The organism is Streptomyces sp. NPDC004111 (assembly GCF_042874215.1).
Taxonomy (GTDB): Bacteria; Actinomycetota; Actinomycetes; order Streptomycetales; family Streptomycetaceae; genus Streptomyces.
This window is the reverse complement of sequence record NZ_JBIAMU010000003.1, coordinates 206,041-220,833: the sequence shown is the minus strand read 5'-3', so window position 1 is coordinate 220,833 and position 14,793 is coordinate 206,041. Positions and strand designations below refer to the sequence as shown.

At 73.2% G+C, this 14,793-nt stretch carries 12 protein-coding genes; 5 read left to right on the top strand and 7 right to left on the bottom strand.

What is annotated here, in order from left to right:
- The first annotated feature begins 25 nt into the window (after window positions 1–25).
- Together ACFYVL_RS08015 and ACFYVL_RS08010 are read left to right on the top strand one after the other, a co-directional pair.
- Window positions 26–790: a class I SAM-dependent methyltransferase gene (locus tag ACFYVL_RS08015; protein ID WP_389241998.1), complete on the top strand. Its 765-nt coding sequence runs from the start codon at window positions 26–28 to the stop codon at window positions 788–790.
- 50 nt (window positions 791–840) lie between these two features.
- Window positions 841–2,337, top strand: coding sequence for an FAD-dependent oxidoreductase (locus ACFYVL_RS08010; RefSeq protein WP_389241997.1), 1,497 nt, complete (start codon window positions 841–843; stop codon window positions 2,335–2,337).
- Between the two features lie 183 nt (window positions 2,338–2,520).
- Here ACFYVL_RS08010 and ACFYVL_RS08005 read toward each other — a convergent pair whose 3' ends face one another.
- The 5 genes from ACFYVL_RS08005 to ACFYVL_RS07985 all read right to left on the bottom strand — a co-directional run bounded on the left by ACFYVL_RS08005 (window position 2,521) and on the right by ACFYVL_RS07985 (window position 9,453).
- On the bottom strand, window positions 2,521–3,477 hold the full coding sequence (locus tag ACFYVL_RS08005) for a DUF5914 domain-containing protein (RefSeq protein WP_389242556.1): 957 nt from the start codon (window positions 3,475–3,477) through the stop codon (window positions 2,521–2,523).
- 107 nt (window positions 3,478–3,584) lie between these two features.
- Window positions 3,585–4,622: a phytoene/squalene synthase family protein gene (locus ACFYVL_RS08000; RefSeq protein ID WP_389241996.1), complete on the bottom strand. Its 1,038-nt coding sequence runs from the start codon at window positions 4,620–4,622 to the stop codon at window positions 3,585–3,587.
- Window positions 4,609–6,243: a phytoene desaturase gene (locus ACFYVL_RS07995; protein WP_389242554.1), complete on the bottom strand. Its 1,635-nt coding sequence runs from the start codon at window positions 6,241–6,243 to the stop codon at window positions 4,609–4,611. The genes ACFYVL_RS08000 and ACFYVL_RS07995 overlap by 14 nt, the downstream gene beginning before the upstream one ends.
- On the bottom strand, window positions 6,240–7,499 hold the full coding sequence (locus ACFYVL_RS07990; protein WP_389241995.1) for a polyprenyl synthetase family protein: 1,260 nt from the start codon (window positions 7,497–7,499) through the stop codon (window positions 6,240–6,242). Before ACFYVL_RS07990 ends, ACFYVL_RS07995 begins: the two co-directional genes overlap by 4 nt.
- A gap of 421 nt (window positions 7,500–7,920) precedes the next feature.
- Window positions 7,921–9,453: an alpha/beta hydrolase gene (locus tag ACFYVL_RS07985; RefSeq protein ID WP_389241994.1), complete on the bottom strand. Its 1,533-nt coding sequence runs from the start codon at window positions 9,451–9,453 to the stop codon at window positions 7,921–7,923.
- 842 nt (window positions 9,454–10,295) lie between these two features.
- Here ACFYVL_RS07985 and ACFYVL_RS07980 point away from each other — a divergent pair.
- Both ACFYVL_RS07980 and ACFYVL_RS07975 read left to right on the top strand, forming a co-directional pair.
- Window positions 10,296–10,802, top strand: coding sequence for a TspO/MBR family protein (locus tag ACFYVL_RS07980; protein ID WP_389241993.1), 507 nt, complete (start codon window positions 10,296–10,298; stop codon window positions 10,800–10,802).
- Window positions 10,803–11,259: 457 nt separating this feature from the next.
- A complete protein-coding gene (locus ACFYVL_RS07975) occupies window positions 11,260–11,430 on the top strand; it encodes a hypothetical protein (protein ID WP_389241992.1) in 171 nt (56 codons plus the stop codon).
- A 232-nt stretch (window positions 11,431–11,662) separates the two neighbouring features.
- Here the strand turns inward: ACFYVL_RS07975 and ACFYVL_RS07970 are convergent, their stop codons facing one another.
- Together ACFYVL_RS07970 and ACFYVL_RS07965 are read right to left on the bottom strand one after the other, a co-directional pair.
- Window positions 11,663–12,427 (bottom strand): hypothetical protein, encoded by a 765-nt coding sequence (locus tag ACFYVL_RS07970; RefSeq protein WP_389241991.1) that lies wholly within the window; start codon window positions 12,425–12,427, stop codon window positions 11,663–11,665.
- A 147-nt stretch (window positions 12,428–12,574) separates the two neighbouring features.
- A complete protein-coding gene (locus ACFYVL_RS07965) occupies window positions 12,575–13,609 on the bottom strand; it encodes a PHP domain-containing protein (RefSeq protein ID WP_389242552.1) in 1,035 nt (344 codons plus the stop codon).
- Window positions 13,610–13,910: 301 nt separating this feature from the next.
- On the opposite strand from ACFYVL_RS07965, the gene ACFYVL_RS07960 reads away from it, so the two are divergent.
- Window positions 13,911–14,534, top strand: coding sequence for a DedA family protein (locus tag ACFYVL_RS07960; protein WP_389241990.1), 624 nt, complete (start codon window positions 13,911–13,913; stop codon window positions 14,532–14,534).
- Window positions 14,535–14,793: the final 259 nt, after the last annotated feature.

The window sequence follows — 14,793 nt, the reverse complement described above, 5'->3', positions numbered from 1 at the left end:
GTACGACCACCACCGGAAGGACCGTATGAGCCTGCTCCGCGACGACACCCTGTCCGCCGCGTTCGACCTCGCCGCCCGCCACTACGACCGGCTGACGGCCGCCAACCCCGGCTATCGCGCGCACCTGCGCCGCTCCGCACGCCGGCTCGGGCTGCCCGACGGCGGAGCGGGACTGCGGCTGCTCGACCTCGGCTGCGGCACCGGAGCCTCCACCTCCGCCCTGCTGCGGGCCGCCCCGCGCGCGGAGATCGTCGCCGTGGACGCCTCCCGCGGCATGCTGGACCAGGCCCGGTCCAAGCCCTGGCCGTCGAACGTGAGGTTCGTCCACGCGCCCGCCGAAGGACTCGCGGAGGCCGGGGTGCACGGCCCCTTCGACGCCGTGCTCGCCGCCTACCTGCTGCGCAACGTGCGCGACCCGGACGCCGTCCTGGCCGCCCTGCGCGCGATCCTCGCCCCCGGCGGACGGCTCGCGGTGCACGAGTACACCCTCAGCGGCAGGCTCCTCGACCGCGCGGTGTGGAGCGCGGTGTGCCACGGCATCGTGCTGCCCGCCGGCCGGGCAACCGGCGACGGGGACCTCTACCGGCACCTGCTGCGCAGCGTGGTGGAGTTCGACACCGCCGACCAGTGCGCGCAGCGGGTGCGCCGCGCGGGCTTCAGCCACGTACGGGTTCTGCCGATGCCAGGATGGCAGGCGGGCATCGTGCACACCGTGCTCGCGGCGGCCCCGCGCGCCACCGCGCACACGGCACCGAACGCGGCTCCGGCGGACGCCGAGGCAGCCCGGTGAGCGGCCGCGACCGTGCACCGCGCAGGGGACGCGACCGCCGTGCAGAGATCGTGCCCGGCCCCGCCGGACGCTCCCGCGTCCAGGGCGAAGCACCCTCGGTGGCCGTCGTCGGCGGCGGCATCGCGGGCCTCGCCGCGGCCACCGGACTCGCCGAACGGGGCGTCCGCGTCACCCTGTACGAACGCGAGGACACCCTGGGAGGCCGGCTCGCCGGGTGGTCCACCGAACTGGCTGACGGGTCCACCGCCACGATGAGCCGGGGCTTCCACGCCTTCTTCCGCCAGTACTACAACCTGCGCGGCCTGCTCCGCCGCGTCGACCCCGGCCTCGACGCCCTCACCGCACTGCCCGACTACCCCCTGCGGCACAGCAACGGGCTGAGCGACAGCTTCGCCCGGGTGCCGCGCACCCCGCCCTGGAGCGCGCTCGGCTTCGTCGCCCTGAGCCCCGCCTTCGGCTGGGGCGACCTGCTGCGGATGAACCCGCGCGCCGCCCTGCCGCTGCTCGACGTCAGGGTGCCCGAGGTGTACGACCTCCTCGACGGGGTCAGCGCCCGGGACTTCCTCACCCGCATCCGGTTTCCGGAGGCCGCCGAACATCTGGCCTTCGAGGTGTTCTCCCGGAGCTTCTTCGCCGATCCGCGCGAGCTGTCCGCGGCCGAACTGGTCCTGATGTTCCACATCTACTTCCTCGGCTCCAGCGAGGGCCTGCTCTTCGACGTGCCACGCGAACCGTTTCCGACGGCGCTCTGGGACCCCCTCGGCCGCTATCTGGCCGGGCACGGTGTGCGACTGCGTACGGGGACGCCCGTGCTCTCGACGGCTCCGGCGCCCGGCGGAGGCGTCACCGTCAGCACGGAGTCGGCGCAGGAACGCCACGACGGGCTGGTCCTGGCCCTGGACACCGGCGGCCTCCAGCACGTGGTGGAAAACTCGCCGTCGCTGGGCGACGCCGCCTGGCGGGAGCGGATCGCCAGGCTGCGCACCGCTCCGCCCTTCCTCGTCTCCCGGCTCTGGCTGGACCGCCCCGCGGCCGCGCACCGGCCGGGCTTCCTGGGAACCAGCGGATACGGCCCACTGGACAACGTGAGCGTGCTGGACCGCTGGGAGGGCGAGGCCGCCCGCTGGGCCGCCCGCTCGGGCGGCTCCGTCGTCGAACTCCACTCCTACGCGGTCGACCCGGCCGCGGACCGGTCGACGGTCCAGGACCGGGCGCTGGCCGAGCTGCACCGCGTGTACCCCGAGACCAGGGACGCGAAGACGGTCGACGCGCGGCACGAATGGCGGGCGGACTGCCCGCTGTTCGAGGTGGGCGGCCATCGCGACCGTCCGGGTACGCGCACCCCCGACCCGGCCGTGGTCCTCGCCGGCGACCTGGTGCGGACGACCCTGCCGGTGGCACTGATGGAGCGGGCCGCCACCACCGGCTTCCTCGCCGCGAACGCGCTGCTCGGACAGTGGGGGCTGCGCGGCCAGACCCTCTGGACGGTCCCCGGCCGGGGCCGGGTGCCCGGTCTGCGGGCCCTGGCAGCCGCGGCGGGAGCCTGACCCGCAATCAGACGGGCGCCGCGGGCCGAAGCTCTCGGCCCGCGGCACCCGGCCCGAAGCGCACGGCCTGCGGCACCCGCCACGAAGCTCACGACCCGCGGCACCCGTTCCGAAGCGCACGACCCGCGGCACCCGCCCCGAACTCCGGTCCGCCCCCCAGTCCGGCAAGTACCGGACCCGGCCTCAGCCCGGAAAGCGCCCGGTCCTGCGCAGCGCCCACCGGCGCTCCGCGTAGGCGAGGTCGTCCCGCCACAGCCGCCCTGCAGCCGCCCGCATGAGAGGCCGCAACGCGGGCGCGGCGGCTCTCGCCACGGCGAAGCCCCGGCGGTCGGAGGCCGCGACGACCGCCTCCACCACCGCGGTGCGCGGGCGCCCCGAGGCGTCCGCGCCCAGCGGCGTCGCATGCGTCTCCACCACGGAGCCCGCGCCCTCGCCACGGGTGATGTGCATGACGACGGTACGGGGCTCGGGCGCGGTGAAGACCGCCCGCACCGGCACCACGGCACGCCCCGCGACCTTGAAGGACACGTCCACCACGAAGGAGTCCTCCCCGTCGTCGGCGTCCCCGTCGGCCGCCGGAGAGCCCGGTGAACCGACCACCGTCAGGTCCACGAAGGAGTACGGGTGGAACCAGGCCCCGTGCCACGGGTCGAGCCGGTTCGCCACCACGTCCTGGGGTTCGCAGCGCCCCACGACCGTACAGACCGCCGCGACCGCAGACGCCGGATCGGGCCGCACCGGCACCACCGGCTCCGCCAACGGGGCCTCGCCGCCGGTCCGGTCGAGCCGCACCCACAGCAACACCCCGTCGTCGTGCGCCGGAAAGGGCTCCCACCCGGCGAACGGTGCACCGTCCAGGGCCAGTCCGTGCCAGTGGCAGACCAGCGTGCCGCACCGCACCCGGCTGTCCTTCAGCGGCGCACCGAGGTGCGGGCACGCGCCCGCACCGGCCCGCACCGAGCCGTCCTCGCCGCGCCAGAGCACGATCTCGGTGCCCTCGACGACGCGCCCCAGCGGCCGGTCGGCCGGAAGGTCCCCGGAACCGCCCACCACGTACCAGTTGCCCGAGGGGCGGGCCTGCGCCCGCTTCAGGGCGTCGGCGATCACACCGGGCGAGGCGTCGCGCCAGGTGGGCCGCATGCGTTCCCAGGGCACCGGGCTGCGCCGCAGCCGCAGCGGAAAACGGCCGCCGGGCGGCGGTCCGCCGGCACCACGGGGTTGAGCGCCGTCGGGACGGATCTCGTCGGTCACACCGCCTCCTTTCGAACCTGTCCGCCACGTGCCGGGGAAGTCCTGGGGACCTCCGTCGGAGGGGGAGACGCCGGGGCGCGGCCATGGTGTGGACGTGCCCCGGCCGAGCGGGTCCGGGCCACGGCGAGGCGCACCAGACCGTCGGCGGCCACCACCGCCCTCCGCCGCCGGGACACCACGGCCCGCCGGTGCAGCACCTGGTACCCGTCGGCCCTGACGGCGTCCAGGATCGCCCCGTACAGCACGAAGGCGGTCCGGATGCACGGGCGTGCCAACGGGTCGAGCTGCGCCAGCCCCGGTGCCGCCTCCCGGTACACGGCGCGGGTCAGTTCGGCGGCGTTCTGCAGCGCGGCGGTGATCCGCCGGTCGCGGAGGCCGGTCAGCCGACTCCAGGCGAGCAGCTCGCGGTCGACACCGTGGGCGGCGAGCAGGTCGGCGGGCAGGTAGACCCTTCCCCGGTCCAGGTCCTCGCCCACGTCCCGCAGGAAGTTCGTCAGCTGGAAGGCCACGCCCAGCGCGGCGGCCTGCGGGGCCGCCTCCGCGCGCGGTACGACGGTCCCCAGAACGGGCAGCATCTGAAGTCCGATCACCGCCGCCGACCCGTGCATGTACGCGCGCAGGTCCTCATAGGTCGGATAGTCGGTGACGACGAGGTCGCTGCGCATGGAGGCCATGAAGTCGGTGAAGTGGCTGTGCTGGATGTCGTACCGGGCGGCGGTGTCCGCCAGCGCGCGCACCACGGGCTCGTCGCTCCGCTCTCCGGCCAGGCCCCCCTCCAGGCACGCCTGGAGGGCGTCGAGCGCCGCCGCGCGACGGCCGGTGGTGGTGGGGGAGTCGAGGTCGTCGACGATGTCGTCGGCCCAGCGGGCGAAACCGTACAGCGCGTGGACGGCCGGTCGGCGTTCCACCGGCAGCAGCCGGGTGGCCAGGAAGTAGGTGCGCCCGTGCCGGGCGTTGAGCCTCCGGCAGTGGTGGTACGCCGCGCGCAGCCCGGGGTCGGTGATGCCGGCGGCGTCGAGTTCACGGTCGGTCATGCAGGGGCGCCTTTCGGACTGCGGGGTCGGGCGTGCGGGACGGACGGGAGGGGCCGGGCATGCGGACGGAGCGGGCCGGGCGGGCGGGGCCGGTGATCCGGGCGGCGGCGAGCTTCCCCGAGATCAGAACGGTCGGCACGCCCACGCCGGGGGTGGTGCCGCAGCCGGCGAGGACCGCGTTCTCGGTGCCGCGCACCAGGTTGCGCGGGCGGAAGGGGCCGGTCTGCGGGAAGGTGTGGGCGGCGGAGAACGGCGTACCGGCCGCGTGGCCGTCCGCGGCCCAGTGCGCCGGTGTCACGAGGCACTCCTCCTCGATCGCCGCGCCGAACCCCTCCAGGCCGCGGGAGGCGAGGGTGCGTAGGAGGCTGTCGCGGTAGCGGGGCCCGAGGTCCGCCCACTCCCGGACGTCCGGGCCGACGACGGTGTTGGGGCAGGGCGCCAGCACGTAGTGCAGATGACGGCCGGGCGGCGCGAGCGAGGGATCGGTGGCGGTGGGGCGGGTGATCAGCAGAGAGGGGTCCGACATCAGGTCCCCGCTGCGGGTCAGCTCCCGGAAGGTCTCCTTCCAGGCAGCTCCGAAGGAGATCGTGTGGTGCCCCAGCTCCGGCCACGTGCGATCGGTGCCCGCGTGCAGGATCACCGCGGACGGCGAGTACCGCAACGGCGCCGGGCGGCGCGGGTTCCGCCCGAGCAGCCGGTAGACGACCGGCAGGTCGGGGGTGAGGACCACGGCGTCGCACGGGATGCGTCCCTGATCGGTGATGACGGCGGTGACGCGTTCGCCGGTCGCCGAGCGCTCCAGCCGCGTCACGTCGTGCCCGTAGCGGAAGTCGGCGCCCGCCTCGGCGGCGGAGTCCGCCAGGGCGCGCGGCAGCGCGTGCATACCGCCGCGCGGGAAGTACACGCCGGCCACCGTGTCCATGTAGGCGATCACCGCGTACGCGGCCAGGGCCCGCTCGGGCGGCACACCGGCGTACAGGGCCTGGAAGGTGAAGACGCGCCGCAGCCGTTCGTCGCTGAGGAAGCGGCCGATCCTTGCATCCATCCTGCCGAACCCGCCGAGGGCGGCCAGCCTGGCCAGGTCGGGGTGCAGGAGCTGGAGCGGGGAGTCGAAGTTGGCGTCGATGAAGCGGCGCATCTGGACCTCGTACAGCTTCTTCAGCCAGGCCCGCAGCCGCCGGTAGCCGAGGGCCTCGCGCGCCCCGGCGAACCGGGCGATCTCCGCCTCCATCTCCGCGCCCCCGGTGTGCACGTCCAACGCGCTGCCGTCGGCGAACCGGGCCCGGTAGGCGGGGTGCAGCGGCAGCAGCTCCAGCCGCCCCTCCATGGAGTGGCCGACGGCGGCGAACGCCTCCTCGACGAGTTCCGGCATGGTGAGGACGGTGGGGCCGGTGTCGATGCGGTAGCCGCCGCGGTCCAGCAGCCCCGCCCGGCCGCCGGGCTCCGTGCCCCGCTCCACGACGGTGACCCGGCGTCCCGCACCGAGCAGGTGCAGGGCGGCGGACAGCCCCGACAGCCCGGCACCGACCACGACGACGTGCTCGGTGGGCCCGCTCAGCGACCGTGGCGCCAACGTCGCCCTCCTCGCCGACGGCCCGCTTGCCTGACCCGGGCGCTTCATCGGGCCCATGCGACGGCCTCCTTGGGGGACTCCGCCCGGCGGGGGCCGTCGGGCAGACCGGACTGGCCGGCCGTGGGCAGGCGCACGGCGGTCACCGAGCCCAGCAGGTCCCGCAGCCGCCCCTCCGCCCGCGGGACCAGGGACGCCGACGCCAGATGCCGGTGGGCCACGGCGACCAGACGTACGATCTTCGCCTCCACCAGAGCGCGGGCACCGGTGGTGACCAGCACGTCCCTGACGCGTTCCAGGCCCTCGTCGCTCAGCGCGGCGTCTCCCAGGGAGGTGTCGAGGAGGGCGGTCGCGGCCCGGTCGCCGGAAGCCTCGGTGCGCGCCCTGGCGATGGCCGTCAGATAGGTGAGCTTCCCGTCGCGGAGGTCGTCACCGGACGGTTTGCCGGTCTCGCGGGGGTCGCCGAACACCCCGAGCAGGTCGTCGCGGAGCTGGAAGGCGATGCCCGCGCACCGGCCCGCGGAACACAGCGCCGCGCTGGTCCGCGCGTCCGCCCCGGCGACGGCTGCTCCCAGGGCCAGCGGCCGTTCCACCGAGTACAGGGCGCTCTTGAGCGTCGCGGTGCGGATCGCGGCGCTCACCGCACGGGAGCCGGTGACCTGGCCGTGCAGGTCCAGGTACTGCCCGGCCACCATCTCGGTGCGCATGGCCCGCCACAGGGAGCGGACCCGTGCGCGGACGTCCGTGGGCACCGCGGTCACGTCCCAGGCTTCGGCCACCACGTCGTCGGCCCAGCTCAGGGCCAGGTCCCCGGCCAGCACGGCCGCGGCCCTGCCGAACTCCGCGCCGGGGCCGTCCGCGCCGGAACCGCCGTAGCGCGCGCCCAGCGCGACGTGCAGGGCCGGCCTCCCCCGGCGGACCGCGGAGCCGTCCATCACGTCGTCGTGCACCAGTGCGCAGGTCTGGATGAGCTCCAGCCCTGCGGCGAGCCGCAGGGCGACATCAGTCGTGTCCGCTCCCGTGCCTCCGTTGCAGGCCCGCATCCCCCACCAGAGGAACTGGGCGCGCAGCCGCTTGCCGCCGTTCAGAGTGAAGTCTGCGGTCCGCTCCGCCACGTCGGTGGCGAACGTGCTGTCGAGCACGGCACACTCCTGGAGCCGCTCCTGCAGCAACTCCTGGAGCACCTGCCGTACGGCCCCCGAAACGTCCGCGTCGACCGTACGGGCGGCGACGACCCGGCCGGGACGTACGAAGGGTGGGCCGTGGGCCGCCGGTGTGCGCGCCGAGGAGGCCGGCCTCCCGTGCACCGTTCCCGGGCGGAGCCGTTCACTGCCCGGGGAACTCTCGCCCGTCTCCGTACCGTGCATCGCTCTGCCTTTCGTGGGCGTCCGCAGCGTCAGTCCTGGTTATTCACCCCGGCCCCCCTGTTCGGATGCATCGGAGCCCGAAATTCCGGCGAATGCTCCGGCGAATGCCCTGGATGCGTGGCGAGCAGCCGCCAGGAACCCGGAAGACATGACCGGAATCGGGCGGGTCTTCCGTGGTCGGTAGAAGCGGCAGCGGCGACGCATCGGCAGCGGCGACGCAGACGACGCATCGGCATCGGCATCGGCATCGGAAATGCCCAGCACCCCCGAGGGGCGCTGGGCACAGGGATTCCGAGGCGGCGGGCGGTGGCACGGACCTACGGCCGGCCGACAATCCACCGCCGCCGAACCCGACGACCTCTCATCGGCCGCAGGTCAGGTCCTTCGCCGGCAGCCGACCCGTGGTCAGGTACCGGGTGACGACGGCGTCCGCGCAGGACGGGCCGGCCACCACGACGCCGTGGCCCTGGCCGCCGGACACCGTGACCATCCGCGCGCCGTGCAGTGCCCGCCGCATGCCCTTGGCCATGGCCAGCGTCGCCTGCGGGTCCCACTCGTTCTGCACGATCAGGGCGTTGACGTGGTTGCTGACCACGGGGGCCGGCTGGCTCGCCGCCCTCTTCCAGAAGGCGCACGGCTGAATGTTGCCGCCCATGTCGCCGACCAGCGGGTACTTCACCCGGTCCCGGACCGCGTCCCGGCGGTACTGCTCGGGGTCGCGCGGCCAATCGCGTGCGTCGCCGCAGAAGACGGCCCACACGACGGCGGTCATGTTGTCCTGCGGAACCTCCGCTCCGAACGCCTTGGCCTTCGTGCCCGCGGACCTGGCCGGGGCGGATTCGGGCGCCGCCGATGCGCTGAGCGCGGTCGGCGCGGGCGCGCCGCCCGAGGCCGCGGCCTTCAGCGCGACGATCCACGGAGTGACGGCCTCGACCTGGACGAACGCACGGTACTGGCCACGGATGGCGTCGCCGTTGAGCGCCCCTCCCTCTGCCGGGACGGGCACCTGGTCGGCGCGGGCGATGAGGTCCCAGTACGTCTTGCGGACCTCGGCCGGGGTCCGGCCCAGCCCGTACGTGGCGTCGCGCGCGGCGGCCCACTCGGTCCACCGGGTGAAGGCGAGTTCGGCGCCAGCCGACCAGCCCCGGAAGAGCCCTCGCCACGCCAGCTTCGGGTCGAGCGCGCTGTCGAGCACGAACCGGTCCGCACGCCGGGGGAACATCTGCGTGTAGACGGCGCCCAGGTAGGTGCCGTACGAGTGCCCGAAGTAGGAGATCTGCCGCTCGCCGAGGGCCGCCCGGACGACGTCCATGTCCCGTGCCGTGTTGCGCGTGGTGATGTGCGGCAGCAGGTCGCCCGCCTTGGCCCAGCACTTGTCCGCCACCGACCGGGCCCGAGCCACGTCCTTGGCGAACGTCCCGGCGCTGTAGGGGTGCTCGACGGTCTGCTCGTCGCCCGTCAGACCGCAGCCGATCGGCGAGCTCTGCCCGACTCCGCGCGGGTCGAAGCCGATCAGGTCGTACCGTGCGCGTACCTCCGCGGGTAGCAACGGCTCCATCTCCACGGGCATGGTCAGCCCAGGACCGCCAGGGCCTCCGGGGTTCATCAGCAGCACGCCGTGCCGCTCCTTCGTGCTGCCGGCCCTGATCCGCGAGATCGCAAGGTCGATCTGCCGGCCCTTGGGGTCGCTGTAGTCCAGCGGCACCTTGACCTTCGCGCACTCGAACGCCGCGGACCGGTCAGTGTCGCAGCGCTCCCAACGCAGTTTCTGCTGCGCGTACGGCTGGAGCGGATCTCCCGCCGCGAAAGCCGGAGCGGGGGCGAGCGCTGCCAGCACACTCGTCACCGCGCCGACCGTCAGTGCGGAGATCGTGCGTCCACCTCTAAGAACCATGCCAGTCCCTTGTTCGCAATCAGTGCCTCGGATTGCCTCAAGTCTGGGTTCCGCGCCGCTCCCACCTCGTAGTCCGTGGGGATGGGCTCATGATCCAACCTCTGGCCGAAGACGACGTGCCGAGCTCCTGCTGGAGACCTGCCCACTTCCGTTGACGGGTCAGGGTGGTTGGCCGACCGGCCACGCGACGGCCGCCGTGCTGCGAGCCCGCGAACCCGCGCACAGTGACGACAGGGGAGGGCGACAGTGCGGTCGGCGCGGTCGACCGTCGCGCACTCCTGCCCTGGGCGGCTGCCGGTGGACACGATCCCCGCAACCCGGCATCCGGCCAACCGGGCGAGGCCGTCCACCGACTCGCGCATCAGGCCGGCAGGACCGCCGTTCGTACCACCCATGTCGCACTGACAGGAGAGCTCAACTGCACTGCTGTAGAAGGCAATTGAAGACCTACTGCCGACCGCCGGCACATGCGAAGAACCTCGGCCCGGCGCGCTCGGACCAGCCAAGCCCTGGGGAGCGATGGGGGTCGAGTGGAGCGGGGGCGAACGTCCCGCAGCGGCCAATTTCCCGTCGCTGACGCGCTCTTCAGCCACCGACGCGGCAGACCGATCCGGACCGTTCACCCCGCAGCGCGGCCTCCCCTACTCCCGGGTTTGCCGGGCCGGCGCGCGTTTTTCCGCCCTTAGGGGTTGGGCGAGGGATCCCTGATGAGGACGGGTTCCCGCAGGTACGACCCGTATGGAGTGCACGGTACGGGGTATTCGGCCCGCTGCGAGTGCCATGCTGCGCAGACGGGCGTGCGGATCCTCATGGCGAAGTACGAGGAAGGAAGGGGACCTGGCATGAAGCCTGCGAAGAGGTACACGGACCCTCCGGCCCGCGGGGCGTGGCAGTCGTACGCGTTGACGGCCGCCGCGGTCACGGCGTGCGCGGTGGCGGGCGGTGCGGCCGTGGACGCCGACAGCACCTGGTACCGCAGTCTCGACAAGCCGCGCTGGCAGCCCCCGCCGTGGGCCTTCGGCGCTGCCTGGACACCGCTCTACGCCTCCCTGGCCTGGGCCGGCGGCCGGGCATTGCACCGCGCACGCGGCACGGAGCGCCGCCGCCTGGCGCTCAGCCTCGGTACGAACCTGGCGCTGAACACGGCATGGAACTGGATGTTCTTCGGCCGGCGCAGCCCCAGGGCCGGACTCCTCGGCACGCTCGTGCTGGACGCCAGCAACGCCGAGCTGATCCGCCGGACCGCGCGCACGGACACCGCCGCCGCCCGCGCCCTGATTCCGTACGCGGCCTGGTGCGGCTTCGCCACAGCGCTGAACTCCTCGCTCGCCCGGCGCAACCGGAACTAACCCGTCCTGTTGGCTCGGCGGCCGGGCGGACCGGGTCACTCGGCGGCTACCCATCAGTAGGGCGTGGTCGGCCCACCGGGCCCGACAGAAGTCCCGCGCGTCACGTGGACCCTCGCACGGAGCCGGGGCGCCTCGATCACCCGCGTGCGGCTCTCCGCTGTCGGCCGCAGTGCGGGCCTGGCCAGTTCTTTTCGACTTCTTTTCGACGGATACCGCGCTCACTGGCCTGGTATCGTCCTGCCGCGCGTACGCCCTGACGTGGGCGTCAGCGGTTGTGACGGTGATGTGGTGTGTTGGGCAGTGGGGGCAGGACCGCGGCGTTGTCGCGCTTGCCCATGAACAGTGCTCTCCCTGGGTACCTTCCCGTGGGCGCACTGCGGTGCGGTCAGCACCGCGGACCGGCTGCGCGACACAATCTCCGTGTACGGCGGAGGCCACCTAGGAAGGACTGAGCGAAATGACAGCCCCGATATCCAGCACGGAGCCGATCTACCGTGAGCTGGTCGAGGAACAGGGCGACGCTGCCGCGGCAGCCCAGGAAGCGGCCCAGAAGGTGGAACACACGGCCGCATCGGCTTTGGACTGGAGCGCCCTGCGAGCCCGCACCACGAGAGCCGTGGCTCACTGATCGCCTCGCCTCGCCCCCGCCGGACGAAGAAGCGGCCGGGACGGCCCGGCCCTGTTCTTCGGACGGTACGCGGTCGGTGAGGCGAGCGGCGGACCAGGCCGCTTTCCCGGCGGGTTCGTCGTCCTCGGCGGCGATCAGGCGCAGTAGCAGGAGGCGCAGGAGATCGTGGGCCCCGTCCGAAGCTGTCGGACGTGGCCCACGCCGACTCACCCACCGGGACCTTGTGCGCCCGTCAGGACTCGACCCCGAAATCGAGTTCGTCGTAGCGGCGCTCGGCGATCTGCTCCCGGGTTCCCGAGACGAAGGTGACGCAGTCCCCGTCGAAGACCGCGCTTTCCGGGATGGACACGAACAGCACGTCCCCGCGGTCCTCCAGCGGGTCGTGGTGGGCGGGGGAGTAGCCGCCGAGCTGAATGCCGTGGCCCCAGCGCACGGAGAGACTCGCGTTGATCTCGTCCATCAGGTTTTCCACGCGGCGGGCCCGCCCGGCGTCCCCCTCGGCGTAGTCGACGGCTTCCGCCACGTCCGACAGGTGGAGATGGGCGGGCCGGGTGACACCAGGGACCGCGTAGAGCGGGAACGCCTCGTAGGACTTCGGGCCGTCCGGCTTCGCCTCGCGAGGAGGACGTTCGACGGTCTCGGTGCCGGCCGGAATGTGGAAGGCGAAGCCTTCGTCCTGGTCCGTGATTTCGGCGAGGATCGCCACATGGCCGTCGGCGGGAAGGTCGATGTCGAGGACGCCGGTGGGTATGGCGGCGCAGTCGATGGTCACCAGGTGCGGTACGTACGCGGGCACGACGACGCCCGGCGGCAGGTGGGCGGGCCCGGCGGCCCGAGCGGCCGGGCGGGCGTTCTCCTTCAGCTCCTCCGGCAGCTGCTCGTAGCGGCACAGGTAGACGCAGGGGCGCAGGAGGCGGACGAACGCGTCGGTCACCGGCTCGGGCAGGCCACGGGCCCGTCCGGCTTCGCGGATGGTTTCACGTGCGGTTGCGGTCATGGCCATCACCGTGCCACGCCCCACTGACACCACGAGGGCGCCTGTCGTCAGGGGCGGGCCTCCCGCCGCCGTCGAAATGCCCTTCCCGGTGGGCGTATTGCGGGTGGGCGTGTTCCGGAGGGGCGGGGATCACCGGAGGGGCGGGGATCAAGTGACCGCGCGTCCGCGGTTCGCCCTGGTCCAGGACAACAGCTTGCGGGTGTCCCACGTGTTCACCACACGCTCGGCGGGCACTCCGCACTCCTCTGCCCGCGCGCACCCGATGATCTGCCAGTCCAGTTGTCCGGGGGCGTGCGCGTCGGTGTTCACGGCGAACAGGGCCCCTGCCTCCACCGCCTTGCGGATCAGACGACGGGGCGGGTCGAGCCGTTCGGGGCGGCTGCTGATCTCCACGGCCGTTCCCGCGGCCGTGCACGCCGCGAACACCGCGTCCGCGTCGAACCGCGACTCCGGCCTGCCGCGGCCGGTGACCAGGCGCCCCGTGCAGTGGCCGAGGACATCGGCCCGCGGATCGCCGACCGCGGCGACCATGCGGCGGGTCATCGCAGCCTCGTCCATCCGCAGTTTGGAGTGCACCGACACCACGACCACATCGAGCCGGTCGAGCAGTTCCGGCTCCTGGTCGAGGCTGCCGTCGTCGAGGATGTCGCACTCGATGCCCGTCAGCAGCCGAAACGGCGCCCACTGGGCGTTCAGGGCCGCCACGAGGTCCAGTTGTTCGGCCAGCCGCTCGGGCGACAGACCATGGGCAACGGTCAGCCGTGGCGAGTGGTCGGTGAGGACAGCCCAGTCGTGCCCGATGTCCCGTGCCGCGCGCCCCATCTCCGCCACGGGGCTGCCACCGTCCGACCAGTCGGAGTGCAGATGACAGTCGCCCTTCAGCAGGGCACGCAACGTGCTGCCGGCCTCGCCTGCGACGAGCGGAGACAGTGCCTCTTCTTCGAGGCGTTGCAGATAGCCGGGGACCTCACCGGCCAGAGTTTCCCCGATCACGCCCGCGGTGCGCGGGCCGATGCCCTTGAGCGATTCGAGCGTTCCGCGTTCCGCACGCTCGGCCAGCTCGGCGGACGCCAGCTCGCGAACCACCGCCGCGGCATTACGGAAGGCCCGTACCCGGTAGGTCGGGGCGCGATGCCGCTCCAGCAGGAACGCGATGCGCTCCAACGCCTCCACGGGCTCCATCACCACCTCCAGCCACGGCCGCGAAACCGGCACGCGCGTCGGACTTCCAGCCTCCCCCGAAACGCACAGCGCGGCACCTCGGCACCTCGGCGCCACCGAGACCGAACCGGCTGCCCACTCACGGCGACGATCGGGCCGTCCGGACAACGCCCGGGGGGGCCACCTGCCGATGAGGCAGCGCGAAGGCGATGAGACCTGAGTACTGGTCCGATCTCCTCCTGCGGTATGACCGTTTTGCTGCATCGCCGGGCTGGACTGATAGCACCGCACCCAGCGGAAACGCCAGAGGAGGACGAAGCACGTGTCATGGTTTGCGCAGGCCCTGGACGCATTGGGCAGCTTGCCACCGGCGGCGGTGCTGGGAGCGGCGGGCGCGTTCAGCGCCGCCGAGTCGGGCCTGGGCATCGGCGTCGTCGTGCCGGGCGAGACAGCGGTCCTGATCGCCGGCGCGGCGGTCGACGGCCGGGCCCTGCTGATCGCGCTGTTCGTCGTGGTCGCCCTGGCCGCCAGCTGCGGCGATCACGTGGGCTACGTACTGGGGCGCCGTTACGGTGACCGGCTGCGCGGTATGGCCCTGCTGCGGCGCATCACCGACGCGCAGTGGGACCGCGCTGTCGCCGCACTGCACCGGCGCGGCGCCTGGGCGGTCTTCCTCACCCGCCTGCTGCCGGTGATCCGGACGCTGACCCCTGCGGCGGCGGGCATGGCCAAGGTGCGCTACGCCCACTTCCTGCCCGCATCCCTGGCGGGCGCGGCCATGTGGTCGGCCCTGTACGTCTTCGGAGGGGCACTGGCGGGTGCCTCCGCAGGGAAACTGGGCGAGCATCTGGGCACGGTGGGGTGGGTCGTGGTCGGAGTGCTCGGTGTGCTGGCCGGTGTGTTCTGGTCCCTTCGTCGGCGGCGAAAGGCCCGGCGGGCGGCCTGAGCCCGGTGCGGCACCGGGCTGGGGTGGCGCGGGCGGTTGGTGCCGCCCAGCGGCAGGAAGGACGGGCCAGCGCTATCGGTACGTACACCAGTGACGCCTCCCGTTCCTGCTGAGGCATCTGCAACGTGCGGCTCGCTGAGCGCGGGCCGTGCCGTCCCGCGCTCAGTGAAAGCCGCCCTGCGAGTGCCATGGCTCAGCCCAGAGCCAGAAGGCCGGACAGCGGCCCGGCCACAGATGGCCACGCACCTGCCCGTGCCGT

Coding starts and splice junctions, on each gene's coding strand:
- ACFYVL_RS07995 (WP_389242554.1), bottom strand. CDS start 6,243: ATGAAGCGCCCGGGTCAGGCAAGCGGGCCGTCGGCGAGGAGGGCGACG.
- ACFYVL_RS07965 (WP_389242552.1), bottom strand. CDS start 13,609: ATGGAGCCCGTGGAGGCGTTGGAGCGCATCGCGTTCCTGCTGGAGCGG.
- ACFYVL_RS07980 (WP_389241993.1), top strand. CDS start 10,296: ATGAAGCCTGCGAAGAGGTACACGGACCCTCCGGCCCGCGGGGCGTGG.
- ACFYVL_RS07975 (WP_389241992.1), top strand. CDS start 11,260: ATGACAGCCCCGATATCCAGCACGGAGCCGATCTACCGTGAGCTGGTC.
- ACFYVL_RS08005 (WP_389242556.1), bottom strand. CDS start 3,477: ATGCGGCCCACCTGGCGCGACGCCTCGCCCGGTGTGATCGCCGACGCC.
- ACFYVL_RS07970 (WP_389241991.1), bottom strand. CDS start 12,427: ATGACCGCAACCGCACGTGAAACCATCCGCGAAGCCGGACGGGCCCGT.
- ACFYVL_RS08015 (WP_389241998.1), top strand. CDS start 26: ATGAGCCTGCTCCGCGACGACACCCTGTCCGCCGCGTTCGACCTCGCC.
- ACFYVL_RS08000 (WP_389241996.1), bottom strand. CDS start 4,622: ATGACCGACCGTGAACTCGACGCCGCCGGCATCACCGACCCCGGGCTG.
- ACFYVL_RS07985 (WP_389241994.1), bottom strand. CDS start 9,453: ATGGTTCTTAGAGGTGGACGCACGATCTCCGCACTGACGGTCGGCGCG.